Consider the following 23,504-nt stretch of genomic DNA (forward strand, 5'->3'; position numbering starts at 1 on the left):
CCCGGCCTTGTGCCGGGGTCCACCGGGCTCCGTTTCCCGTCGTTTGCCGCGCTCGCCCCGCGTCAGCCGCGCGCGCTGGGAAGGTCTGAAGAGTGGACCCCGGCACAAGGCCGGGGTGACGAGCGTGGGTGGGGCTCACTTCTTCGGCGGTTTGCCGCGATGGGGCTTGGGCGGGCGGCCGGTGCCGGCGCCGGGGCCGCCGGCGGGGCGGGCGCGGTGCATCGGGCGACTGTGGTCGCGCGGCTTGCCGTGACGCGGGCGGTGGTCGTTCGGGGCATGATCGCCGCGCGTGCCGGGCGGGGGCGGGCCGTCGGCCGGTTCGATCAGCACATCTTCATCCGGCCCCGCCGACTTGCCGACTTCGCGCATGAAGCGGTCTGCGATCGTGCGCGGGATCTGGAAGCGGCTCTCGCCCGCGCCGATGCGGATCGCGCCGATCTCGCTCTTGGTGACGTGCCCGCGGCGGCAGATCAGCGGGAGCAGCCAGCGCGGGTCGGCATTCTGGCGGCGGCCGACATTGACGCGGAACCAGACGATGTCCTCGAACCCCGGCCGATGCACCGGCCCGCGCTGATCGGACGGGCCGCGGTCGATCAGCTCCTCAGGCGCGGGCATCGATGCGCGGTGGGCGCGGACCAAAGCGGCGGCGATATCCTCCGCCGTCATCTTTTCCATCAGCTCGGTGGCGAGCGTGCGATCGTCCTCGTCCGGCTCGACCGGGGCGGTGATCTTTTCGATCAGGCGGTCGCGGTCCTTGGCCTTGATGTCCTCGACGCTGGGGACGGGCAGCCACTCGGCGTTAATCTTGGCCTGCTTGAGCGTCATTTCGACTCGGCGGCGGCGCGGATAGGGAACGATGAGCACGGCGGTGCCCTTCTTCCCCGCGCGTCCGGTACGGCCCGAACGGTGCTGAAGCGCTTCGGCATCGCGCGGCAGCTCGACATGGATGACCAGGCTGAGCGTCGGCAGGTCGATCCCGCGCGCGGCGACGTCGGTGGCGACGCAGACGCGCGCACGGCGGTCGCGCAACGCCTGAAGCGCGTGGTTGCGCTCCGACTGGCTGTGCTCGCCCGACAGCGCCACGGCGGAAAAGCCGCGCTCGACCAGATTGGCGTGGAGGTGACGGACATTGTCGCGCGTCGCGCAGAACAGCATCGCCGTTTCCGCCTCGTGAAAGCGCAGCAGGTTGATTACGGCATGTTCGATATCGGACGGCGCGACGGTGATCGCCTGATAGGCGATGTCACCATGGCCGCGGTCTTCGCCCACGGTCGAAATACGCAGCGCGTCGCGCTGATAGCGCTTGGCCAGCGTGACGATCGGCTTGGCAAGCGTCGCGGAGAACAGGAAGGTGCGGCGCTCGGTCGGGGTCGCATCGAGCAGCGCCTCCAGCTCCTCGCGAAAGCCCATGTCGAGCATCTCGTCGGCTTCATCGAGCACAGCGACCTTGAGCGCGGACAGGTCGAGCGCGCCGCGTTCGAGATGGTCGCGCAGGCGCCCCGGCGTCCCGACGACGATATGCGTGCCGTGCGACAGCGCACGCCGCTCACGCGAGGCGTCCATGCCACCGACACAGGTCGCGACCCGGGCGCCCGCCGCAGCGTAGAGCCACCCCAGTTCCTTGGCGACCTGAAGCGCCAGTTCGCGCGTCGGAGCGATCACCAGCGCCAGCGGGAGGCGCGGCGCGGGGAGGGCGTCGCCGTCGAGCAGTTCGTCGGCCATGGCGAGGCCGAAGGCGACGGTCTTGCCCGATCCGGTCTGGGCCGAGACGAGGAGGTCGCGACCGCGCGCTTCGTCCTGGGTGACTTCGGCCTGGACCGGGGTGAGCGCGGCGTATCCGCGCTGGGTCAGCGCCTCGGCGAGGCGCGTGGGAAGGTGTGAAAAGGGCATCAAGCTCACAAATATGCCGCGCGCCCCGCGGGCAGCGCGTCGGAATCGAATTTATCGCGGGGATTTGCGCGGCCCATAGCGCATTTTCGCGCCGTTGGCGAGGGGCGCGCGCCGCCACGAAAAAACCCCGGGGTTTCCCCCGGGGTCCTTCATGTTCGGTACGGGACCGAGGATCAGACGGCCGAAACCTCGGCGACGTCGATCTTCACGCCCGGGCCCATCGAGGACGAGACCGCGGCCTTGCGCAGATACTTGCCCTTGGCGCCCGACGGCTTGGCCTTCACGATCGCGTCGACCAGCGCGTCGAAGTTCGCGCGCAGGTCGGCGGCCGAGAACGACGCCTTGCCGATGCCCGAATGGATGATGCCGGCCTTTTCGACGCGATATTCGACCTGGCCGCCCTTGGCAGCCTTGACCGCTTCGGCGACGTTCATGGTCACGGTGCCGAGCTTCGGGTTCGGCATCAGGCCCTTGGGACCCAGCACCTTGCCGAGGCGGCCGACCAGACCCATCATGTCCGGGGTCGCGATGCAGCGATCGAACTCGATCTTGCCGCCCTGAACGATCTCGAGCAGGTCTTCGGCGCCGACGACGTCCGCACCCGCTTCACGGGCTTCGTCTGCCTTCGCGCCCTTGGCGAACACGCCGACGCGAACGGTCTTGCCGGTGCCGGCGGGCAGGGTGACGACGCCACGGACCATCTGGTCGGCGTGACGCGGATCGACGCCGAGGTTCAGCGCGACTTCGATCGTCTCGTCGAACTTGGCGGTCGCGTTCTTCTGCGCCAGCGCGATGGCTTCGTCGACGCCGTACAGCTTTTCGCGGTCGACGGTGCCGGCCAGGGCCTTCTGCTTCTTGGTCTGCTTAGCCATGGGTTCAGCCCTCCACCACTTCGAGGCCCATCGAGCGGGCGCTGCCTTCAAGGATGCGCGTCGCGGCGTCGATGTCGTTCGCGTTCAGATCCTTCATCTTGGTCTCGGCGATGGCCGACAGCGCGCTGCGCTTGATCTTGCCCGCGCTCGCCTTGCCCGGCTCCTTCGAACCCGACTTGAGGTTCGCCGCCTTCTTGATGAGGTAGGTTGCCGGCGGCTGCTTCGTTTCGAAGCTGAAGCTGCGATCGGCATAGACGGTGATGACGGTGGGGAGGGGCGTGCCCTTCTCCTGCTCGCCGGTCGCCGCGTTGAACGCCTTGCAGAATTCCATGATGTTCACGCCGCGCTGACCCAAGGCAGGGCCGATCGGCGGCGAGGGATTGGCGGCGCCCGCAGGCACCTGGAGCTTGATATAGCCCGTGATTTTCTTAGCCATTGCACTCACTCTGTAGCGGGGCGAAGCCTAGGGTTCCGCCCGGTTCAAGTTTAGCGGTTCATGCGCCCCGGACTTGCGCCCGATGCTCCCGCAATTCCAACGATGCCTCGTGGAAGCGGGCGCCCTTAGCCAAGAGTGGGCGCAATGGCAAGGGGAGCGACAGAGCGCTTGCAATGTTGGAACTCATATGTTCCACTATTGTTCTTGATCAGATGCGCCCGACCCCGCTCTTGTCGCCCCTTGTGCGGCGTCAAAAGCGGGGCTAAAGGCACGCACCGCACAGGGGTGTAGCTCAGCTGGTTAGAGCGTCGGTCTCCAAAACCGAAGGCCCTCGGTTCGAATCCGAGCTCCCCTGCCATCCTTCCCGGGCGCGCCCGGACCCCTTGCAGAGGTTTCGCCCCGCATGTTCCGCGCGCTGTACGACTGGACGCTGAGGCTCGCCGGTCACCGCCATGCCGACCGTTACATGGCCGCGGTCAGTTTCGCCGAATCGAGCTTCTTCCCGATCCCGCCCGACGTGATGCTGGTGCCGATGATCCTGGCGCGGCGCGAGCAGGCGTATCGCATCGCCGCGATCTGCACGATCGCGTCGGTGCTGGGCGGCATCGTCGGCTATGGCATCGGCTATTTCCTGTACGAGAGCGTCGGCCAGTGGGTGATCACCGCCTATGGCATGGGCGACAAGATCGCCGATGCGCGGGCATGGTTCGACAAATGGGGCGCGGCGGTGATCCTGATCAAGGGACTAACGCCGATCCCGTTCAAGCTGGTCACCATCGTCAGCGGGGTGATGGAGTTCAATTTCCTGATCTTCGTCGTCACCGCGACGATCACGCGCGGCGCGCGCTTCTTCCTGGTCGCGTTCCTGCTCAAGAAGTTCGGCGCGCCGGTGCAGAAGGTGCTCGAGGAGCGGCTGAACCTGATCGGCTGGATCGTCCTCGCCGCGCTGATCGGCGGATTTGCTGTCGTCGCGCTGATCTGAGGCGGCACCCCGTCAGGACCTGACCGAGGATCGCGGCGCGCGTCGCGGATAGCGGCATGGCGATCCCGTTTCCGATGGAGGATGCCATGCTGAAGAAGTTCCTGATGACGACGCTTGCCGCCACGGCGCTGATGGGCGCCAGCGCGCAGGCCGCGCCGGCGCGTGCGCTGAGCCTTGCCCGCGTGTCGGCCGATGTCCGGGCGGCGAGCGCGCCGGGCAAGGCGAACGGGCTGTTCGGCCTGGGCGCCACGGGGACACTGGCGGGCGTTCTGGCCGCGATGCTGGGGATCTGGGGGATCGTCGAACTCGCCGATGACGATGCGCCGACCAGTCCGTGACCCGGCGCGGCCGGCCCGGCCCGGTTCGCAATCCTGACGGGGCGTCCGGCGCGGCGCCCCGTTTTGCGTTCGCAGCGCTGGGCGCAACGCCCCTTGCCCCCCATGGGCCAAGTCGCTAGATAGCGTCCCCAATCCGACAGCGTGATGGGTATCGCCGGGTCTCTCCAACGAGGGGCCGGGCGGAGAAACCTGTCCCGCTGACGGGCACATTATTTGCGAGGCAGAAAGTGGCGAAGACGAATCCAGTGGAATTCATGCGCCAGGTCGAGGCAGAGCGAAAGAAGATCGCCTGGCCGACCCGCAAGGAAACCGTGATGACCGCCGTGATGGTGTTCATCATGGCCGCACTGCTCGGCATCTTCTTCTTCGGCATCGATCGCCTGTTCGGCGCGATCGTCAACTTCCTGCTCAGCCTCGCGGGCTGAGCGGCCAGATAACGGGAAAAACCATGGCGGCGCGCTGGTTCATCATTCACGCCTATTCGGGCTTCGAAAACAAGGTTCGCGACCAGATCCTGGCGGACGCGACGCGGCTGGGCCTCGACGCGCTGGTCGAGGCGGTGGAGGTGCCGGTCGAGACCGTCACCGAGGTGCGCCGCGGCAAGAAGGTGCAGTCGGAGCGGAAATTCTTCCCCGGCTATGTTCTCGCCAAGCTGAACATGAACGACGACGTCTATCACCTCGTCAAGAACACCCCCAAGGTCACCGGATTCCTGGGATCGTCGGGCAAGCCGCAGCCGATCAGCGAGGGCGAGGCCGCACGCATCCTGAACACCAAGGAAGAGGCGGCTGCAGCGCCCAAGCACCAGATCAAGGTCGATTACGAGATCGGCGATTCGGTCAAGGTGCTCGACGGCCCGTTCGCGAGCTTCAACGGCGTGGTCGAGGAACTGGATTTCGACAAGTCGAAGGTGAAGGTCAGCGTGTCGATCTTCGGACGCGCGACGCCGGTCGAACTGGACTTCGATCAGGTGGAGCGGTCGAAGTAAGACTGCGCGATATCATTGGATTACGGGAAAGCCGGGGTCGAAACGCCCCGGCTTTTTTGTTGGCGGCGGGGAGAGGGACCGCATTCGGCGCGAGTGCGGTCGCGCCGGATCGTTCCAGACGGCCTAGTGCGCGGGTTGGTCGGCAATCGGCGCGGGCGGTTGCACGCGGGGCGCGGCCACCGCGTTGCCCTGGGTGCCGCCGACAAACAGGATCGCCGCGACCGCGATCAGCGAGCCGCCGAGGATATCGACACCATAATGCCCGCCGATTGGCACCGCCGCGACGAGCATCAGTCCATTGGCGATGGTGGCGGCCGCGCGTGCCTGCCGGATCGGCCATAGCGCCCAGGCAAACAGGATCGCCATCGTGGCGTGAAAGCTGGGAAAGGTGAGAATGCCGCCGAGGTTGCGCAGATCGATCGCGGTCAGCGAGCCGTCGCGAAGGCCGGCGATGATCTCGCCATAGTGCAGCGCGTTCTGAGGCACGGGCGAATAGCCGTAAAAGGCAAAGGCGGCGATCGCCGGGAAGAAGAGCGCGACCGCTAATGTCACCACGAGCGCGACCGCGAACAGCTTGAGGAACCGGTAACAGCGATCCGACCGGTGCGTGGCGCACAGCAGCGCCACGATCAGCAGCGGCATCGGGGTGCACAGGTTATAGGCATGGGTCAGGACGGAGATGAGCACGGGCGTCTGCTCGACCCAGGCCCGGATCGCCGTCCAGCTGAATCCCATCGCACGATCCGCCTGATCGAGCAGACTGTCGGTCAGGGTGCCCGACTGTTTCATCCCCACATAGCTGGCGACCGCGCCCAGACCGCTGATGACGAGAAACAGGATCAGGGCATCCGCCGCGACGGCGACACGGCCAAAGGGAACGGGGTCCAGGTACAGGGCGATGGCGATGACGAGCGCGTAGAGGGCGAGGAGGTTCGCGCTGTCAGGGCTGACGGACAGTCCGGACAGATGGCAGGCGAAGAGCGTCACGCAGGCGGCGATGGCGGTCGCCACCCAAAGCGATCTGCGATCCTGAACGTCCATCCCCGGCCCCCGCTATCAGCCACGGGAGATATGCCAAACAGGAGTTAACAGATGTGACCGTATCGGGCGCAATGTTACGCTGGCGATTAATCATGCCGGTCGCGCGGCCGTGCGTATTCCGGACACCAAGGAAGAGGCGGACGCCGCGCCACGCACCAGATCAAGGTCGATTGCGAGATCGGCGATTCGATCAAGGTGCCCGACGGAACGTTCGCGCGCTTCAACGGCGTGGTCGAGGTGCTGGACTTCGACAAGTCGAAGGTGAAGGTGAGCGTGTCGATCTTCGGGCGCGCGACGCCTGTCGAGCTGGACTTCGGTCGGGTGGAGCGGTCGAAGTAAGGCTTTCGGAATTAGGTTATGAGGAGTCGGGGCGGCGACGCCCCGCCTTTTTCGGTTGCGGAACCCATTAAGTTAGGATGATCGGCCTGCAGCCAACGGAGGGGATCAGATTTCCTCGACCTTGGCGTTGGCCAGCGCCAGGCCCGTGACGCCTTCGGCCAGGAAGCAGTCCGCCAGCGCGTCCGAGATGAATACTGTCGCGCGGCCAAGGTAGCAGTCCGCCCACATATGGTAGGGCCTCACCGCCTCGGACCGAAATACCAGCTTTGAGGGTGCATCGGGATCGAGGCCGTCCGGCATCGGTTCGTTGTTGCGGAGCAAATCTCTCGGCAAACGCCATTGGCGCTTCAGCAGCGCCATGTTCGAGGGGCCACCCGCGACAGCGTCGATGCGATTGCCGACATTGACCCAGAAGCGGGTCTCAGTCGCGCCCCGACTGTAGGTATAAGCGACCGGCGCAAATTCGTGGACGCCCGGTTCCCAGCGTTCGATGATTGCTTTCGCCGTGGCTGAGACATTCAGCCACGGCGACACATCAAAGTCTGGAGCGGCGCGGCCAGCGCGATCGCGCCACAGCATGCTGTTGGGGAGAATGGGCATTCTTTTGCTCGAAAAGTCGGGCGTTCCGTCCGCCTTAGTCGGGAGCAAATGCCTGAATTCGTCTTTGAGCGACCCGATCTTCTTGAAGCGATCGTCGAGCGACTCGACCTTTGGATATTTTCCGTAAACGGGCTGGATGTTCAAACCATAGGCCATAAGCTCGAATTCACTTTCGTCGCCATGATCCGGTAGAGCGCAGATAGCGGTTCGGCGGTGAAGAAATGGTGAGTGGTCTCCGAGGCTTGAAGGCGAAGTACTTCTTTCTCACCCCTTCCCCTTGCGCCACCCCTTGACCTGATCGAGCGCCGGTAGCGTCGGGAATGGCTTCTCAAACGGGCTTTCGCTGCTTGCCGCCGTCGCCGCGCGGCGCTCTGCCTCGGCGACGTCGAAGGCGTCGCGGTCGCGTTGCAGGCGGGCCTTGTACATCTCGCTCAGGCGGAAGCTGTGTGCTTCGCGGCTTTCGCCGCGGCGTCGCTTGAGGTGCGGGGGTTCGGCCTGGAGGCGGACGCTCTGGTGGTGGAGGCGGAGCAGGGTCAGCGCCTCGTCCGCGGTCATGCTGGGGATCGGCGGGGGATCATTATGGCGCCAGGCGTCGTCGCGATAGCTGGACGGGTGGGCAGCGGCGAGGAGCGCCATCTCGACGCGCTCATAGCCGGTTTGCAGCGCGAGCTGCATTTCGCGGGCGAAGGCGGGGCTTTGACGGCGGCGGGCGTAGAAGGCGGAGTGGCTGAAACCGGCAGCTGCGGCGGAGAGGCGGATGTTCGCGGTGGCGCTGAGCGCGGACAGGAACGCCTGTTCGGCGGCGCGATCGAGCGCGCGGCCGGGGACGGCGCGCAGCTGCATGCGGCCCGATGCGGTGCGGATCGCGCGCGGCTCGGTGGTGTCGGGCTGGGCGGGGGTTGCTGCTTCGCTTCGTTCAGGCGGGCATGGGCGAAGGCGAGCGCGGCATCCCATTCGGCGGCGAACGCGGCGTCCCTGGCGCGGCGCTTGGTCATGGTCGAGCGATGGAAGCCGAGACTTCGTGCCGCCTCGCGCGCATTGCCGGTGCGGCGCAGCGCGGCGAGGAAGGCCTGGTTCTCGTGCGCCTGGCGCCGGTTGAAGGGGCGGGGGCCGGTCATCGGACAGTCTTCCGAAACCAGTTCCAACATTGCAAGGCCCAGATGGCCGTTGCCGCGCATATGCGCAGCGCGCTCGGCCCCTAGCCGACGCGCACGTCGCGCAGCACGCGGAAGCGCGCTTCGATCAGGCTGAACAGGCCGAAGCCGAACAGGCCGGCAGCGACCAGCAGGTCGACGGGGCTTTCGAGCCAGGCGAGCGCCTGGGCCATGCCGCCGGCCTGATCGGCGTCGGCCTCCAGCCCCGCCTGCACGATGAACCAGCCGCTGAGCGCGAAGATCACGCCGCGCGCCGCATAGCCCAGCCGCCCGCTCCATTTCGCCCAGGGGTGGCGCGCGATGCGGGGTTCGAGATGCTTGAGGAACGAGCCCTTTGCCGCGCGGACGAGCTGATAGACGCCGAGTGCGGCGAGCAGTATGCCTGCCACGACCACCAGCGCCGGGCCGGCGGGCAGGTCCAGCGCCATGCGCACGCCCTGTTCGGTGCTGTCGCCCGATGCGCGGGCGCCCTGGAACAGGTGGATCGCCTGCCATGCCAGCAGGAAGTGGACGGCACCGCTCAAGGCCGCGCCGACGCGTTCGGCCACACCCTTGGCATCGTCGTCGTGGCGCTCGACATTGAACGCGGCGTCGGCCAGCCGCCACACGCCATAGGCGATCAGGCCCGCGGCAATGACGATCAGCAAGATCCCCGAATGCGCGCCGAGATATTGCACGGCGCCGCCCGGATCCTCGGCCCGACCCAGCCGGGCGATGAGGATGGCGATGACGAGATAGAGGACGCCGCGGACGGCGAAGCCGACCCGGGTCAGCCAGGTCAGGCGCGTTGCGACATTCATCGGGTTCCTCCTGTGCCCGCCCAACGGTGCAGGCGGGGCAGGGTTCCGTGCCGGCGCGTGGCGTCCGCTTGACTTCAGTCTTGCGGTTGGGCCGGTGGGGGGACCGAGACGCCCGCGTCGGTCTGGACCACCGGCTTCAGCGTGCCGTCGGGATTGTACTGGAGATATTCGACGGTGACCGCGCGGCGGCCGAGTGCGCCCTCGCGGTCGCCGATGCGCAGCGCAGCATTGTGGAGGAACAGATACCAGTTGCCGCGGAACTGCGCGATGCCGGGGTGGATGGTGAAGCTGTTGCGCGCCGAGCCGGTGAGCTCGCCGCGGTAGGTCCACGGGCCGCGGATCGAGGGGGCGGTGGCGTAGGAGATGCGCTCGTCCTTGTGCGTCGCGCGGTCGAGCGAGGCGTAGGTGAGGTAATAGAGGTCGCCGCGCTTGTGCAGCCACGGCCCTTCCTCGAAATGCGGCGGGGTGATTTCGGTGATGTCGCCGTCGATCTCGATCATGTTGGGCTTGAGGCGGGCGATATAGGCCTGGCGGTTGCCCCAGGCGATCCAGGTCGTGCCGTCGTCGTCGGTGAAGACGGTGGGGTCGATATCCTCCCAGCTGTGATCGCCCTTGGGCGTCATCTGGTTGGTGATCAGCGCCGAGCCCTTGGCGTCGACAAACGGGCCGGTCGGGCTGTCGGAGACGGCGACGCCGATCGCCTTGCCGGGATGCGTGTCGTCATGCTCGACCGCGGCGTAGAACCAGTATTTGCCGTTCTTCGCGATCGTCTGCGCTGCCCAGGCGTCCTTCTTGGCCCATTTGAAGTCGGTCACTTTCATGATCGCGCCGTGATCGGTCCAGTGCTTCATGTCGGTGGTCGAATAGACGCGCCAGTCGCGCATGTTGAACATCTCGCCCGGGCCGGCCTCGTCATGCCCGACATAGAGGTAGAGCCGGTCGCCGATCACCAGCGGGGCGGGGTCGGCGGTGAAGCGATCTCGGATGATCGGGTTGGAACCTGGAGCCGGCGCGGACTGGGCCAGCGTCAGCGATGGGAGCGCTACCATTATCAATGCTGCGCCGATGCGTTGCCAGTTCATCATCCTCACCCGATCTGTATGATTGAGCGCGAAGCGTAGCGGCCCTGCGCGCCGGGTCAATGCGGGCGCGTCAGGCGACCTGGGCGATGCCGCTGTCGCTGTCGCGGGTGGCGAGGCCGCGGGCTTCGATGACGGGGAGCGGGCGGCCGAAATAATAGCCCTGCACCTTGGAGCAGCCGAGCGCCTGGATCATGCGGTGCTCGTCCTCGGTCTCCACGCCCTCGGCGGTGGTGGCCATGCCCAGGCTGTCGGCGAGCGCGACGACGGCGCGGATGATCGCGATCGCCTCCTTCTGCCCCTGCGACGCGCCCTGGACGAAGCTGCGGTCGATCTTGATCGAGCTGAAGCGGGTGCGCGAGAGATAGCCAAGCGAGGAATAACCGGTGCCGAAATCGTCGAGGCTGAGGCGCACGCCCATGTCGAGGATCGCCTCGAGCGTCTGCACCGCAGCGGTCCCTTCGCGCATGAACACGCTTTCGGTGACCTCGAGTTCGAGACGGCTCGGGTGGAGCCCGCTTTCCCGGAGCGCCTGGGCGACGAAGGCGGCGAAATTGGCGTTGTGGAGCTGTTCGGGGCTGACATTGACCGCGACGCGGATCGGATCGTCCCATTTGGCGGCTTCGCGACATGCGCTGCGCAGCACCCATTCGCCGATCGGCGCGATGAGGCGGGCGTCCTCGGCCAGCGGCACGAACTTGACCGGAGAGATCGGGCCGAGTTCGGGATGGGTCCAGCGCAACAGCGCCTCGAACCCCATCAGCGCGCCGGTGCCGGCCTGGACGACGGGCTGATAGAGAAGATGGAGCTGATCGTTCTCGATCGCGCTGCGCAGCGCGATTTCGAGGACGCGGCGCTCCTCCGCCTCGACGTGAAGCTGCGGCTCGTAGCTGTGGAAATGGCCGCCGCCAGCGTCCTTTGAGCGATAGAGGGCGAGGTCGGCCGAACGGATCAGCATCTCGGCGGTGCGGCCGTCGCGCGGGCCGATGGCGAGGCCGACGCTGGCGCCGATGTACAGGGTGTGGTGATCGACGTCGTAGGGGGCGGAGAGGACGTCGATGATGGTGCGCGCGAGCCCTTCGACCGCGGCGGTGTCGCTGGCGTCGCGCACGACGACGGCGAATTCGTCGCCACCCAGCCGGCCGATGATGTCGTTGGCGCTCATCAGCTGCCTCAGCCGCTCCGAGACGCGCATCAGCAAACGGTCGCCGACGGGGTGTCCGAGCGTATCGTTCACCGCCTTGAAGCGGTCGAGATCGATCATCATGAAGGCGCAGCGCGTGTTCCACTTGTCCGCCTCGGCCATCGCGGTGGCGAGCGTCTCGTTGATGAGCAGACGGTTGGGCAGGCCCGTCAGCGTATCGTAGCGCGCCATCTTGCTGATCTTGTTCGCGGATTCGCGCGCTTCGGTGACGTCGGAGCCGACGCCGCGAAAGCCGATGAAGCTGCCGTTTTCGCTGAACCGGGGCGAGCCGGTGAGCTCCCACCAGCGTTCGGCGCCGTCGACGATGACGGGGAGGAGGATGTCGCGAAACGGCTCGCGCTTCTTGAGCGATTCGGCGAGCACGCGCAGCCCGGGCGCGAAATTGCCGCTGTCCCAGGCGGGACCGGCCAACACCTGAAGAAAGGGCATGTTGTTGATCGCTTTCGGATCGACGCCCAGGGAAACGGCAAAGCGCGGATTTGCGCGACACACGCGGCGCTGCGCATCGGTTTCCCACAGCCAGTCGGCCGCCTTGTCCTCGAACTCGCGGAGCAACAGGCTGACGGTTTCGTCGCGCTCGGCGATTGCGATTTCGTCGGCGCGGATCACCACCAGCGCCTTCCCCCGTGCGGTGCACGCGAAAATGAGGAGAAGCGCGAAGAGCAAGGATGCGACGCCCAGCGCGGGCGAATGGATCAGGCTGATCGCAACGGCGTTGGCGCCGCCCAGCACGATGAGAAACAGGATCGTCGCCAGCGGAAGCGCAGCCATCGCAAACGACGAGGCTGCCATCAGGATCGAGAGGATGATCCACATTCCCGCGGCCGCTTCGGCATCGGCAAAGGCGCCGAACAACAGGGGGGCGATCGACCAGACCGCGCCCAGCGAAAGTCCGTCGAGCGCGGTGTCGCGGACGTCGCGCAACGTCGCCGTGCGTTCGGTGCGGTGGCGGGCGGCGAGGCGGCGAAAGGCGACCGCTACCCCGACGGCGCCGACCAGGGCACCCCAGCCGGCGAGTTTCCACAGCGGAACCAGCGCGGCGAAGTTGAGGACGATCAAAGCGGCGCCGACGACATTGGCGGCGAGCATGAACAGCGCAAGCTGGCTGCCCGCATTCATCTGGGCGGCGCGAATCGGACCCCAGTCGGTCGTGTCCGCCGGATCGTAGAGGCCGAGAAGCGCGCGCATGTCGATGCGCGGCCTGGCGAACTGGGAAGTCGTCTGGCTGGTCACGCGGCGACCCTAGCCGGGGATCGTTAGCGAGAGGTTAGAGTCCGGGGAAAGACGGAAAATTTCCCGATCTTTCCCCGAACGAGAGCGGATTCAGGCGGCGATGCTGTAGGGCTTGATCTCGCCGTTGAGGTAGAGATTGCGTGCCTTGGCGCGGCTGAGCTTGCCCGAACTGGTGCGTGGCAGCGTGCGCGGCGGGATCAGTTCGACCACGCAGTTCATGCCGGTGACGGCGCGGACGCGCTCGCGAATATCGTCGCGCAGCTTCGAACGTTCCGAATCGTCGCTGGTGCGGCACTGGACGAGGACGGCGGGCGTTTCCTCGCCGCCCGGCGTGGTGATCGCGAAGGCGGCGATGTCGCCCTGCTTGAAACCCGGCAACTGCTCCACGGCCCATTCGATGTCCTGGGGCCAGTGGTTCTTGCCGTTGATGATGATCATGTCCTTCGCCCGGCCGACGATATAGACATAGCCATCGGACATATAGCCCATGTCGCCGGTATCGAGCCAGCCGTCCTTCATGCACGCGGCGGTCGACTCGGGATCGCGGAAATAGCCGACCATGACGCTGGGACCGCGACACCAGACCTTGCCGATCGCGCGGTCGGGCAGCGGGGTGCCGTCCTCCTCGCGGATCTCGATCTCCATGTCCTTGACCGGCTTGCCGCAATTGACGATCGCGCGGTAGCGCTGCGGCCGGTTGCCGTCGGCGTCGGTGCCGCCCGACAGCTGGGTTTCCTCGACCAGTTCGACGATGATGCCCTCACCCGGGGGCATGATCGACACCGCCAGCGTCGCTTCGGCAAGGCCGTAGCTGGGCAGGAAGGCGCTGGCCTGGAAGCCGGCATCGGCGAAGGCGTCGACGAACGACTGCATCACGTCCGGACGGATCATGTCCGCGCCGTTGCCCGCGACGCGCCAGCGCGACAGGTCGAACCGCTCCGACGCCTTGGTCTGGCTCGACATGCGGCGCGCGCAGATGTCGTAGCCGAAGGTCGGCGAATAGGAGAGGGTGGTGCCGCTATTGCGCGTGATGAGGTCGAGCCAGGCGAGCGGACGACGGGCGAAATCCTCGGTCTTGAGATAGTCGGTCGAGACCTGATTGGCGACGACCGAGAGGAAGCAGCCGACCAGCCCCATGTCGTGATACCAGGGCAGCCACGAGACGCAGCGGTCGCTGTCGCGGATTTCCATGCCGTGGCTGTGCGCCGAGAGGTTGTTGAGCAGCGCGTGATGGGTGATCGCGACGCCGTGCGGGAAGCGCGTCGAGCCGCTGCTGTACTGGAGATAGGCGATGTCGTCGGTCTTCGCCTGGGGCAGGTCGGCGGCGGGCGCGTCGCGTCCGGCGAATTCGGCCCAGTCGATCCCCTCGACGCCCTTGAGGCGCGCCGCCTCACCCGCCATCGCGGCGAGTTCGGTCGGGAAGAACAGCATCGTCGGGTCGCAGCTTTCGAGCTGGACCGAGAGCTGGTCGATATAATGCTGGCTGCCGCCGAAGCTGGTGGGCAGCGGCAGCGGTACCGGCCAGGCGCCCGCATAGATCACGCCGAAGAACAGCGAGGCGAAATCGGTGCCGGTTTCCGCGATCAACGCGATGCGGTCGAGCGGCTTGACGCCCGCAGCGATCAGGCGGCGTGCCTGGTCGAGCGCGTCGGCGCGCATCTCGCTGAACGGATAGGGGCGCAGCAGCGCGCCGCGGGCATCATGGAAATTCAGCCCGCGCGCGCCTTGCGCAGCATAATCCAATGCCTCGCCCAGCGTTGCGAAATCCGCCAGTCGGCGGGGGAGAGTATCGTCGGTCGGCGTCGGCTGCACTGCTGCTTCCTTCACCTCAACCTGATCCTTCACGTCCAAAGCCATATCCTATAATCCGTGCCCCTGATCGCGCAGGCCACCCGCCCATCATCGACGAAAAGGCCCCACATCGGAAAATGCGGGCGGCTCTGCTACGCACTGTCGTTCAAATTCGGTTGCCAGTGTGGCACAAACAAGGCGCATGCGCTCCTCACGTCGTCCCATCCCCCCGCTCGACCGCGCTTCGCTCGATCGGCTGGCGCTGCGCTATGTCGAGAGATTCGCGACCACGCGGGGCAAGCTGACCGCCTATCTTGCGCGCAAGATCCGCGAGCGCGGGTGGGACGGGGAGCCTGCCGATCCGCAGGCCATCGCCGAACGCTTTGCCGAACTGGGCTATATCAACGACCGGTTGTACGCCGAATCCAAGGCCGCGGCGATGGCGCGACGCGGATTGGGCGCACGGCGGGTGGGCGAGGCGCTGCGCCACGCCGGAATCGAGGGCGACGATGCCGAAGCCGTGGCGCCGCAGGTCGAGGAGCGTGCCGAGGAGACGGCGCTCGCCTTTGCCAGGCGGCGGCGAATCGGGCCTTATGCGACAGCGGTGGCGGATCGCGAGGCGATCGCCAAGCAGGTCGCGGCGATGGTGCGCGCGGGACATTCGCCCGCGTTGGCGTGGCGGATCGCGCGGATGGAGCCGGATGCGGATGTCGATGGCCTGATCTGACCGCCCAGCTTCCCCAATCGAGGTGCCGACAGGCTCGATGGTGCATACTCGATCTTCTGAACAGATCGTAACAAAGGATTCGCACCTTACGGAAATGCTGTGTTAACATCCCGATCCAGGGGGAAATGTTGTAATGCGAGCCGACCCGCACCGTGCTTCGCACGATGTTGGAAACCTGGGGGAGCCGAACGCCGCGCCGGTGCTGGCCGACGCGGTCGGCGACGAATGCCTGTCCGGTACCGTGAAGTGGTTCGACGTGACCCGCGGCTTCGGATTCATCGTTGCCGACGACGAGCGTGCCGGCGACATCCTGGTTCATTTCTCGGTGCTCCAGCCGCTCGGCCGTCGCAGCCTGCCCGAAGGCGCGCGGGTCGAATGCACGGTGGTGCAGCGCGAGCGGGGATTGCAGGCGCGCGAAATCGTCTCGCTCGATCTGACCGATGCGATCGAGCCGCTGCGGACCCGCCCGGGGGCCGGGGACCGGATCGACCGGGTGAAGCTGATCGAAGAGGCCGGGCCGTTCGAGGCGGTGACCGTCAAATGGTTCAACCGGCTCAAAGGCTATGGGTTTCTGGTGCGCGACGACGATTCGGCGGATATATTCGTGCATATGGAAACGCTGCGCCGTGCGGAGATTTATGACGTCGAACCCGAACAACCGCTCCGTGCCCGCATCGTCGAGGGCGAGAAGGGGCCGCTCGCCGTCCTGGTCGAACCGGCCTGACCGCGCACTGGTCCTGGCGCTGGCAGCGTGCGCGCTGCTGCCGGGATGCACGGGGACAGAGACCAAGGAAGCCGCTGCGACAGCGCAGCAGGGGCTGACGACCGTCACGATCGAATCGGGAGCGGCGCGGCACGTCTTCAAGGTCGAACTGGCCCGCACGCCGGACGAGCAGAAGCGCGGACTGATGTTCCGCACCGACATCCCGTCCGACGGGGGGATGCTGTTCGCGCCATATCCGCCCGAAGGCGGCGGGCCGCGTGAAGCGACGTTCTGGATGAAGGACACGCCGAGCCCGCTCGATATCATCTTCATCCGCGCCGACGGCACGATCGCGCATATCGCCGAGAATACGATCCCATATTCGACCGATCCGGTCCCGTCGGGCGAGCCGGTGGCGGCCGTGCTGGAGCTTGCCGGGGGCAGGGCCGGCGAACTCGGCATTTCGCCGGGGGACACCGTGCGCTGGTAAGCGATTGCGCGAACCCGGGTGGTGATATAAAGATGATATCATCATTTAGGGAGGCGAACATGATTCGGATGGTCGGAGTAGCTGCAGCGATGGTGCTGAGCGCAAACGCGACGCTGGCACAGGAAAGCATGCCAACCGGCGTGGCGATCGAGGCGCCGGGTCCGCAGGGCGCGCTGGCCGGGACCTTGCTGGACGCGGGCAAGGGCGCGCCGGTGGTGCTGATCGTGCCGGGATCCGGACCCACCGATCGTGACGGCAACAGTCCGATGGGGGTCACCGCGGGCTATCTGCGCCAGCTTGCCGAGGGTCTCGCCGCCAAGGGGATCACCAGCGCGCGGGTCGACAAGCGCGGGATGTTCGGCAGTCGTGCGGCGGTGAGCGATCCCAACAGCGCGACGATCGCCGGCTATGCCGACGATGTCGTCGCCTGGACCCGGGTGCTGAAGGCGCGGGCGGGGACGCAATGCGTATGGGTTGCCGGGCATAGCGAGGGCGCACTGGTGGCGCTGGCCGCCGGGCAGCGCGACGCGGATATCTGCGGACTGATCCTGATTGCCGGGCCGGGGCGCAAGCTGGGCACGATCATGCGCGAGCAGTTCCGCGCAAATCCGGCCAATGCCCCGTTCCTCGATTCGCTGCTGGGGATGATGGACGCGCTCGAGGCCGGGCGGACGGTGGCGGCGGACGCGCTTCCGCCAGCGATCGCGCCCTACTTCCCGCCGGGGGTGCAGACCTATCTGATCGATGTGCTGAAGCAGGACCCGGCGGCGTTGGCGAAGGCCTATGGCGGGCCGATGCTGATCGTGCGGGGCGGGCGCGACGTTCAGGTCGCGCAGGCCGATGCCGATGCGCTGCGTGCGGCCGCACCCAAGGCAGATTATGTCGCGCTGCCCATGATGAACCATGTGCTGAAGGCGGTCGACAGCGAGGATCGCGCCGCGAACCTGGCCACCTATGCCGATGCAAGCCGGCCGCTGGCGCCGGGGCTGGTCGACGCGGTCGCCGCGTTCGTGAAGCGATGAACGCCGTTGCCCGAGCGGCCCGCGCCGCGTAAAGCGCGGGCCATGGGTATTCTCGCGAACATCTTCACCTGGTGGAACGGCTCCACCTTCGGCACTTGGGTCGGCCTGCGCGGCAAGGATCAGATGGGCGAAGACGCGCTCGGAAATCTGTATTTCCAGGGGGGTGCCGACATGCATGGCCGCCCGCGCCGTTGGGTGATCTACAAGGGATCGAACGATTCGAGCCGCGTGCCGCCCGAATGGTTCAGCTGGCTGCACCACCAGATCGACGATGTGCCCGATCGCGCGCTGCCGCCGGTGCGCAAATGGGAGCAGCCCGCCGTCCCCAACATGACTGGGACCGCGATGGCCTATCGACCTGCCGGCGCGCTGGAAAAGGGCGGCAAGCGGGTCGCGGCGACGGGCGACTACGAAGCCTGGACGCCCGGCGCCTGATGCGTCTGCCGCTGACCGCTGCGCTGCTGCTCGCGCCGCTTGCGCTCACGGCGTGCGGAAAGGGCGAGGAGGCGCGCAACGATGCGCCCGTGGTCGACCGGGTCGAGATCGAACCCAAGGCCGCGCCGGGCGAGGAAGTCGTCGCGATCGATGCCGGGCCGACGGCATCGGTAACCGGCGCGACGCCGATGCAGGATCGCGTCGCCGTGCTCGGCCTGCTCAACAAGCGCAATGGCGAGGCGCGCGACCTGACGCTCAAGCCCGGCCAGGCGGTCCGCGCGGGCGACGTGATCGTGCGGCTGCGCGCGTGCGAGAAGACCGCGCCGTGGGAAACCGAGCAGTATAATGGCGCCTTTGCCCAGGTGGATGTGCGCGGCACCGACGGCAAGTTCAGCCGCGTCTTTTCCGGCTGGCTGTTCAAGGAGCGCCCCGGCCTGAACGTGGTGCAGCACCCGATCTACGATGTCTGGGTCAAGAGCTGTGCGATGACCTTCCCCGACACCGGTGGGACGGAAGTGGGCGGCAGTGCGCCGGACTCCGCCGCGCCCAAGCGGTCGAGCGCGCCGAAATCGGCCGGTGAGGGGCAGGAGGCGGCGCCGGCGGCGGCGCCGAGCCCGGCGATGCCTTCGCCCAGCGCATCGGACAGCAGCGCCAGATAATCCTCGCGCGGGATCTCCACCGCGCCGAGCGAAGCGAGGTGGTCGGTTATGAACTGGCAGTCGAGCAAGGCGAACCCGCCGACGCGCAGCCGCGCGACCAGCGCGGCGATCGCGACCTTCGATGCGTCGCGCGCGCGGCTGACCATGCTCTCGCCGAAGAACGCGCGCCCGAGCGCGAGGCCGTAAAGCCCGCCGACCAGCCGATCGCCGTCCCAACATTCGACCGAGTGGGCGAAGCCGCGCGCGTGGAGCGATACGAATACCCGCTCGATCACCGGGTTGATCCAGGTATCCTTGCGGTCCGGCGCGGATTCGGCGCAGAGCGCGATCACCGCCTCGAACGCGGTATCGGCGGTGACGCGGAAGCGATCGCCCGCGATCGTCTTGCGCAACGAGCGGGAGAGATGGAAGCCGTCGAGCGGCAGAATCGCACGCTGGCGCGGCTCGACCCAGAAGACGCTGGGATCGTCGCGATGCTCGGCCATCGGGAATACCCCCATCGCATAGGCGCGCAGGACCAGATCGGGGTCGAGATCGCTGGAACGGGGCGTGACGCGGGTCATCTGGTCTTCTTGGACTTCGACAGGCGCAGCTCGATCGCCTGCCACAGCGTTGCCACGGCCCGCGCGCCAGGGCTGCGCGGGGCGAAGGCGCCGAGCGGGGCACGGCGCGCGGCCATCGATTCGACGATGCTGGCCATCGGGATCACCGGCCAGTCGGGGTGACGCTCCAGTGCCTCGGCGTGCAGCTTGCGGCGGCGGTCGACCATCGAATGCACTGGCATCAGCGGCACCTTTGCCTTCCCGCCGAGATGGCGCGTCACCTCTTCAAGCGCGCGTTCCGAGAGCGGGGAGGGGATTACCGGCACGACGATCAGGTCGGCGGCGCGCATCACCTGCTCGCTCGTTTCGGTGAGGCCCGGCGGGCAGTCGAGCAGCATCCGGTCATAGGCGCTGTCGAGTTGGGCCAGCAATTTGGCGAGGCGCTTCTTCTTGTCGAGTTCGTGGAACAACAGGTCGAGCCCGCGCAGCGAGGCGTCGGCGTTGATCAGGTCGAGCCGCTCGATCGCGGTCGCTTGCGCCAGCTTCGATGGTTCGACGTCCTTGGTGAACACCGCCTGTGCCTGCGCCTTGCCCGGCGTACCGCCGAGCAGGAAGGTCGAGGCGGCCTGGGGATCGAGGTCCCACAGCAGCGTGCGCCGCGCCGAGAGCATCGCCGAGCACCAGGCAAGGTTGACCGCCAGCGAGGTTTTGCCGACGCCGCCCTTCAGGCTGTAAACCGCGATCGTCGCCAAACCCGCCTCCCTTCCTGAGCGCCAAGGTGGCGAATGGCGGCGGCTAGTGCAACGCCGAAAGGTGGCGCAGCTTGTCGGGATTGCGCATGATGTAGATCGCGACGATGCGGCCGTCGGCGATATCGAGCGCGGTGGTCTGGATCTCGCCATCGGCCTCCATCGTCACGAAGCCGGGCAGGCCGTTGACGAAGCCGGTCCGCAACAGGTGCGAGCCATATTTGCGGAACAGGACGGCGAGCGATTTGTGCAGCTTCAGCACGTGGCGCAGACCGAGCACGAGGCGGATCGCCGCCGGGCGCTTGCCGCCGCCGTCGGAATGGACGCTGACATCGTCAGCCAGCATCGCACCCAGTGCGGTCATGTCGCCGGTACGCGAGGCCGCGAAGAACGCCTCTGCGATCTCGAGCCCGCGCTGCTGCTCGACCCGGAAACGCGGGCGCGCGGCGCGGACATGGTCGCGCGCGCGGGCGGCGAGCTGGCGACAGGCGGCGGCGTCGCGGTCGAGCGTCGTGGCGACCTCGTCGAACGCGACGCCGAACACGTCGTGCAGCAGGAACGCGGCGCGTTCGAGCGGGGAGAGACGTTCGAGCGCGAGCATGAGCGGCAACGTGACGTCGTCGTCCGGCGCCTCCTCGACCACAGGGTCGGGCAGCCAGGGGCCGATATAGGTCTCGCGCCGGTGCCGCGCGGATTTGAGCTGGTCAAGACAGAGGCGGGTTACGGTGCGGCGCAGAAACGCCTCCGGCACGCGGACCGCGGTCCGGTCGGTCGCCATCCAGCGGATGAACGCCTCCTGCACCACGTCCTCGGCATCGGCGACCGAGCCGAGCATGCGATAGGCGACGCGGAGGAGTTTGGGGCGCAGCGGATCGAACGAGTCCGCTGCGCCCTCAAGTTGCTGGGGCGTCACGCCGCCGCCTTTGCCGCTGCGGGTTCGATCCACATATCGAAGCCCACTGCCAGCCGGTTCCAGCCCGTGATCACGTTGATCATCAAGGTAAGCTTCACCTGCTCCTCCTCGCTGAACTCCGCCGCGAGCGCGTCATAGGCTTCGTGATGGGTGTGTCCTTCGGAGAGGCGCGTCAAGGCTTCGGTCCAGCCGAGCGCGGCGCGCTCGCGCGGGGTGTAGCAAGGGGCTTCGCGCCAGGCGGAGAGGAGGTAGATGCGCTGTTCGCTCTCGCCCTGGGCGCGGGCCTCGACGGTGTGGAGGTTGAGGCAGTTGGCGCACTGGTTGATCTGCGAGGCGCGGATCTTCACCAGTTCGACCAGCGCGGGTTCGAGGCTGGCGGCAATCGCGGCGGAGGCGGCGAACCAGGATTTCATCACGGCCGGAGCGGCGGCGAAGGGATCGAGTTTGGCGGTCATGGTCATGCTCCTTGCTGGGTTGCATCGACATGACGAGACGGCAGCGGCGCATGTGACATGCGGACAAAAAAAAGAGCCGGTTTGCACCGGCTCTTTCGATCGAATGAATGGGATTGGGCGCTTTAGCCCTTGCAGTTCAGCGTGCCCTTGCCCGGGATCTCGACGGTGGCCGAGGTCGAGCTGCCGGTCAGCTTCCAGCCGCCGTCGGCGGTGAAGGGCTGGCCTGCTTCTGGAGCCTTGAGATCGGTGGGCGTGCCGCCCTTTTCGGTGCGCAGCTTGACCAGCTTGTCGCCCTCGAAAAACTCGGCATAGACCAGCGCGTTGCCCGGCTGGCAGCGCATCGAGACGCTGGCCTTGATCGCCGGCGGCAGTTCGACCGGAGCGGCGTTCGCGAGCTGCGATTCCATGGGATCCGGAGCGCGTTCGCTGACAACTTCGGGTTCGGGTTTACAGGCCGCGAGCGGCAGGAGCGCGATCGCGATGGCGGCGGGGAGGAGGCGCATGTTCATAGCGGCACTCCCCTTTGCGCATGCAGCATCGCCGGTCAAGATAGTAAGGATAGCCTATAGCAATCTCGTTTTGCGTCGCATCGATATAATATCATGTGTCACTCGTGAAATTCATCCAGATCCGGTATGCGGCCGAACGCAATTTTCGTTCCCACGCGGTCGGTACGGCTGCCGTCCATCGGCCCGACCGAGACGGCGTGGCGCCCGAACTTCTCGTTGAGCGAATCCATCGCCTTGCTGAGCGATAGCGTCCGGGTTTCGCGTGCCAGCGGATCGTTGGGGTCGAGCGCGGCGAACAACGAATCCTGCGCCGCGCCCAGCGGTGCGATCTCCGCCAGCGTGACGCCGATCATGCGGATCGCGAAGCCGCCGGGGCGTTCCCGGCCCGCCGCCGCAAGCCGGGGGAAGATCGCGTCGAGCGCGGCGAGCACGGCGAAGCTGTCCTGCGTCGCGGGCAGCTTGATCGAGGTGCGCCACACCGACTTGTCGTCCTCCCACTTGGCGTGAAGCACGAGCAGCCGGCTGACATAGCCCTTGCGCCGCAGGCGGCTGGCGGATTTGAGCGCCAGGCGGCGCGCGGTGAGGCGGACCGGTTCCAGCCCGCGCTTGCGGGGGCTGAGCACATGGCTGTGGCCAATGGTGCGGTTCTGCGTCGGCTTTTCGGGCAGGTCGAAGCCGTGGAGCAGATACCAGAGCCGGTCGCCATTGACCCCGCCCCAGGCGGATCCGGCATCGCGGGGGCGGCGATCGCAGAGCTGGCCGATGTCGAGAATGCCCTGCTGTGCCAGCCGTTTTTCCATCTTCGCGCCGATCCCGGCGATGTCGCGCAGCTTGAGGCTGAACAGCCGGTCGGGCAGCATCTCCTGCGACAGCACGGTAAGGCCGTCGGGCTTTTCCATGTCGCTGGCGAGCTTGGCCAACAGGCGGTTGGGGGCGATGCCGACCGAGCTGGTCAGGCAATCGCCCACTTCGCGGCGAATCCCGGCCTTGATCCGCCGCGCCAGCGCCATCGCGGTGTCGGGGTCGTTCTCGTTGTCGAGCAGACGGCACGCCACCTCGTCGATCGAACAAACTGCGGTGACGGGGATATGGCGCCAGATCTCCGCGACGATCGCCTCGTGGAACTCGACATATTTGGCGTGCTGGCCGGGGGTGACGATCAGGTCGCGGCACAGCCGCTTCGCCTCCCACACCGGGGTGCCGGTGCGGATGCCGTATTTCTTTGCCTCGACCGATGCGGCGATGGCGACGGTGGTGTCGCTGTCCACCGGCGCGACGATGATCGGCCGGCCGCGCAGATCGGGGTTCAGCTGCTGCTCGACACTGGCGAAGTAGCTGTTGAGATCGAGATACAGCCAGCGCAGCGGACGGGGCGGCAGGGAGAGGAACGCCGGGTCGGCCATTTCGGAACAATAGCGGAACGGGGCGACGAGTCACGCCATTCACGCGCAGATCTGGGACCCAAAATCGGATGCTGTCGCGAACGCGGATGCATATGAGGGGGCGTGGACTGCGGTCAATCGACACGGCTGCGCGGGATGGATTGAATTGGC

Annotated in this window: 26 protein-coding genes, 1 tRNA gene and 2 pseudogenes; 13 read left to right on the plus strand and 16 right to left on the minus strand. The window is 66.9% G+C overall.

Features of this window, described 5'->3' with window-relative positions; genetic code table 11:
• Positions 1-135: 135 nt before the first annotated feature.
• The 3 genes from ABS767_RS10345 to rplK all read right to left on the minus strand — a co-directional run bounded on the left by ABS767_RS10345 (position 136) and on the right by rplK (position 3,198).
• A complete protein-coding gene (locus tag ABS767_RS10345; protein WP_408078682.1) occupies positions 136-1,890 on the minus strand; it encodes a DEAD/DEAH box helicase in 1,755 nt (584 codons plus the stop codon).
• Positions 1,891-2,063: 173 nt separating this feature from the next.
• Positions 2,064-2,762 (minus strand): 50S ribosomal protein L1, encoded by a 699-nt coding sequence (gene rplA / locus ABS767_RS10350; RefSeq protein WP_408078274.1) that lies wholly within the window; start codon positions 2,760-2,762, stop codon positions 2,064-2,066.
• Positions 2,763-2,766: 4 nt separating this feature from the next.
• The gene (gene rplK / locus ABS767_RS10355) at positions 2,767-3,198 is read right to left on the minus strand and encodes a 50S ribosomal protein L11 (RefSeq protein WP_408078275.1); all 432 of its coding nucleotides are present in this window, start codon (positions 3,196-3,198) and stop codon (positions 2,767-2,769) included.
• A 281-nt stretch (positions 3,199-3,479) separates the two neighbouring features.
• Between rplK and ABS767_RS10360 the strand changes: the two genes are divergently transcribed.
• The 5 genes from ABS767_RS10360 to nusG all read left to right on the plus strand — a co-directional run bounded on the left by ABS767_RS10360 (position 3,480) and on the right by nusG (position 5,506).
• Positions 3,480-3,556: transfer RNA gene (locus tag ABS767_RS10360), tRNA-Trp, on the plus strand.
• 45 nt (positions 3,557-3,601) lie between these two features.
• Positions 3,602-4,180, plus strand: a complete 579-nt coding sequence (locus ABS767_RS10365; RefSeq protein WP_408078276.1) for a YqaA family protein — start codon at positions 3,602-3,604, stop codon at positions 4,178-4,180.
• A gap of 56 nt (positions 4,181-4,236) precedes the next feature.
• Positions 4,237-4,518 carry a hypothetical protein gene (locus ABS767_RS10370; RefSeq protein ID WP_408078277.1) on the plus strand — a complete coding sequence of 94 codons (282 nt, stop codon included), beginning with the start codon at positions 4,237-4,239 and terminating at the stop codon, positions 4,516-4,518.
• 227 nt (positions 4,519-4,745) lie between these two features.
• Positions 4,746-4,943 carry a preprotein translocase subunit SecE gene (gene secE / locus ABS767_RS10375; RefSeq protein WP_408078278.1) on the plus strand — a complete coding sequence of 66 codons (198 nt, stop codon included), beginning with the start codon at positions 4,746-4,748 and terminating at the stop codon, positions 4,941-4,943.
• Between the two features lie 23 nt (positions 4,944-4,966).
• Positions 4,967-5,506, plus strand: coding sequence for a transcription termination/antitermination protein NusG (gene nusG / locus ABS767_RS10380; protein WP_408078279.1), 540 nt, complete (start codon positions 4,967-4,969; stop codon positions 5,504-5,506).
• A 123-nt stretch (positions 5,507-5,629) separates the two neighbouring features.
• Here the strand turns inward: nusG and ABS767_RS10385 are convergent, their stop codons facing one another.
• Positions 5,630-6,517: a phosphatase PAP2 family protein gene (locus tag ABS767_RS10385; RefSeq protein WP_408078280.1), complete on the minus strand. Its 888-nt coding sequence runs from the start codon at positions 6,515-6,517 to the stop codon at positions 5,630-5,632.
• Positions 6,518-6,680: 163 nt separating this feature from the next.
• Here ABS767_RS10385 and ABS767_RS10390 point away from each other — a divergent pair.
• Positions 6,681-6,886, plus strand: a pseudogene (locus ABS767_RS10390) (transcription termination/antitermination protein NusG); the annotation flags it as partial.
• A gap of 105 nt (positions 6,887-6,991) precedes the next feature.
• Here ABS767_RS10390 and ABS767_RS10395 read toward each other — a convergent pair.
• Positions 6,992-7,642: an imm11 family protein gene (locus ABS767_RS10395; protein WP_408078281.1), complete on the minus strand. Its 651-nt coding sequence runs from the start codon at positions 7,640-7,642 to the stop codon at positions 6,992-6,994.
• 108 nt (positions 7,643-7,750) lie between these two features.
• Positions 7,751-8,329 carry a hypothetical protein gene (locus ABS767_RS10400; RefSeq protein WP_408078282.1) on the minus strand — a complete coding sequence of 193 codons (579 nt, stop codon included), beginning with the start codon at positions 8,327-8,329 and terminating at the stop codon, positions 7,751-7,753.
• 56 nt (positions 8,330-8,385) lie between these two features.
• On the opposite strand from ABS767_RS10400, the gene ABS767_RS10405 reads away from it, so the two are divergent.
• A complete protein-coding gene (locus ABS767_RS10405; RefSeq protein ID WP_408078283.1) occupies positions 8,386-8,688 on the plus strand; it encodes a hypothetical protein in 303 nt (100 codons plus the stop codon).
• On the opposite strand, the gene ABS767_RS10410 is transcribed toward ABS767_RS10405, so the two are convergent.
• The 4 genes from ABS767_RS10410 to ABS767_RS10425 all read right to left on the minus strand — a co-directional run bounded on the left by ABS767_RS10410 (position 8,685) and on the right by ABS767_RS10425 (position 14,813).
• The gene (locus ABS767_RS10410; RefSeq protein ID WP_408078284.1) at positions 8,685-9,440 is read right to left on the minus strand and encodes a DUF1206 domain-containing protein; all 756 of its coding nucleotides are present in this window, start codon (positions 9,438-9,440) and stop codon (positions 8,685-8,687) included. The genes ABS767_RS10405 and ABS767_RS10410 overlap by 4 nt on opposite strands.
• A 74-nt stretch (positions 9,441-9,514) precedes the next feature.
• Positions 9,515-10,489 carry a glycoside hydrolase family 43 protein gene (locus tag ABS767_RS10415; protein WP_408078285.1) on the minus strand — a complete coding sequence of 325 codons (975 nt, stop codon included), beginning with the start codon at positions 10,487-10,489 and terminating at the stop codon, positions 9,515-9,517.
• 103 nt (positions 10,490-10,592) lie between these two features.
• On the minus strand, positions 10,593-12,911 hold the full coding sequence (locus tag ABS767_RS10420) for a putative bifunctional diguanylate cyclase/phosphodiesterase (RefSeq protein ID WP_408078683.1): 2,319 nt from the start codon (positions 12,909-12,911) through the stop codon (positions 10,593-10,595).
• Positions 12,912-13,046: 135 nt separating this feature from the next.
• Positions 13,047-14,813 carry a fatty acyl-AMP ligase gene (locus tag ABS767_RS10425; protein ID WP_408078286.1) on the minus strand — a complete coding sequence of 589 codons (1,767 nt, stop codon included), beginning with the start codon at positions 14,811-14,813 and terminating at the stop codon, positions 13,047-13,049.
• A gap of 136 nt (positions 14,814-14,949) precedes the next feature.
• Here ABS767_RS10425 and ABS767_RS10430 point away from each other — a divergent pair, with 136 nt between their 5' ends.
• The 6 genes and pseudogenes from ABS767_RS10430 to ABS767_RS10455 form a co-directional block, all read left to right on the plus strand.
• On the plus strand, positions 14,950-15,474 hold the full coding sequence (locus tag ABS767_RS10430) for a regulatory protein RecX (protein ID WP_408078287.1): 525 nt from the start codon (positions 14,950-14,952) through the stop codon (positions 15,472-15,474).
• Positions 15,475-15,607: 133 nt separating this feature from the next.
• Positions 15,608-16,198: a cold-shock protein gene (locus tag ABS767_RS10435; protein ID WP_408078288.1), complete on the plus strand. Its 591-nt coding sequence runs from the start codon at positions 15,608-15,610 to the stop codon at positions 16,196-16,198.
• Between the two features lie 7 nt (positions 16,199-16,205).
• Entirely contained in the window at positions 16,206-16,667 is a 462-nt protein-coding gene (locus tag ABS767_RS10440) for a DUF192 domain-containing protein (RefSeq protein WP_408078684.1), read from the plus strand.
• Positions 16,668-16,726: 59 nt separating this feature from the next.
• Positions 16,727-17,689, plus strand: a complete 963-nt coding sequence (locus ABS767_RS10445; RefSeq protein ID WP_408078289.1) for an alpha/beta hydrolase — start codon at positions 16,727-16,729, stop codon at positions 17,687-17,689.
• Between the two features lie 42 nt (positions 17,690-17,731).
• The gene (locus ABS767_RS10450; RefSeq protein WP_408078290.1) at positions 17,732-18,124 is read left to right on the plus strand and encodes an NADH:ubiquinone oxidoreductase subunit NDUFA12; all 393 of its coding nucleotides are present in this window, start codon (positions 17,732-17,734) and stop codon (positions 18,122-18,124) included.
• Positions 18,125-18,312: 188 nt separating this feature from the next.
• Positions 18,313-18,546: pseudogene (locus ABS767_RS10455) on the plus strand (DUF2155 domain-containing protein); the annotation flags it as partial.
• A 35-nt stretch (positions 18,547-18,581) separates the two neighbouring features.
• Here ABS767_RS10455 and aat read toward each other — a convergent pair.
• The 6 genes from aat to ABS767_RS10485 form a co-directional block, all read right to left on the minus strand.
• Positions 18,582-19,346: a leucyl/phenylalanyl-tRNA--protein transferase gene (gene aat, locus ABS767_RS10460; RefSeq protein ID WP_408078291.1), complete on the minus strand. Its 765-nt coding sequence runs from the start codon at positions 19,344-19,346 to the stop codon at positions 18,582-18,584.
• A complete protein-coding gene (locus ABS767_RS10465; RefSeq protein ID WP_408078292.1) occupies positions 19,343-20,077 on the minus strand; it encodes a ParA family protein in 735 nt (244 codons plus the stop codon). Before ABS767_RS10465 ends, aat begins: the two co-directional genes overlap by 4 nt.
• Positions 20,078-20,120: 43 nt before the next feature.
• Positions 20,121-20,987: a sigma-70 family RNA polymerase sigma factor gene (locus ABS767_RS10470; protein ID WP_408078293.1), complete on the minus strand. Its 867-nt coding sequence runs from the start codon at positions 20,985-20,987 to the stop codon at positions 20,121-20,123.
• Positions 20,984-21,442 (minus strand): carboxymuconolactone decarboxylase family protein, encoded by a 459-nt coding sequence (locus tag ABS767_RS10475; protein WP_408078294.1) that lies wholly within the window; start codon positions 21,440-21,442, stop codon positions 20,984-20,986. The genes ABS767_RS10470 and ABS767_RS10475 overlap by 4 nt, the downstream gene beginning before the upstream one ends.
• Positions 21,443-21,564: 122 nt before the next feature.
• Positions 21,565-21,951, minus strand: coding sequence for a hypothetical protein (locus ABS767_RS10480; RefSeq protein WP_408078295.1), 387 nt, complete (start codon positions 21,949-21,951; stop codon positions 21,565-21,567).
• Between the two features lie 98 nt (positions 21,952-22,049).
• On the minus strand, positions 22,050-23,354 hold the full coding sequence (locus ABS767_RS10485) for a DNA polymerase Y family protein (RefSeq protein WP_408078296.1): 1,305 nt from the start codon (positions 23,352-23,354) through the stop codon (positions 22,050-22,052).
• Between the last annotated feature and the right edge of the window lie 150 nt (positions 23,355-23,504).

Source organism: Sphingomonas plantiphila, assembly GCF_046000505.1.
GTDB classification, from domain to species: Bacteria; Pseudomonadota; Alphaproteobacteria; order Sphingomonadales; family Sphingomonadaceae; genus Sphingomonas; species Sphingomonas plantiphila.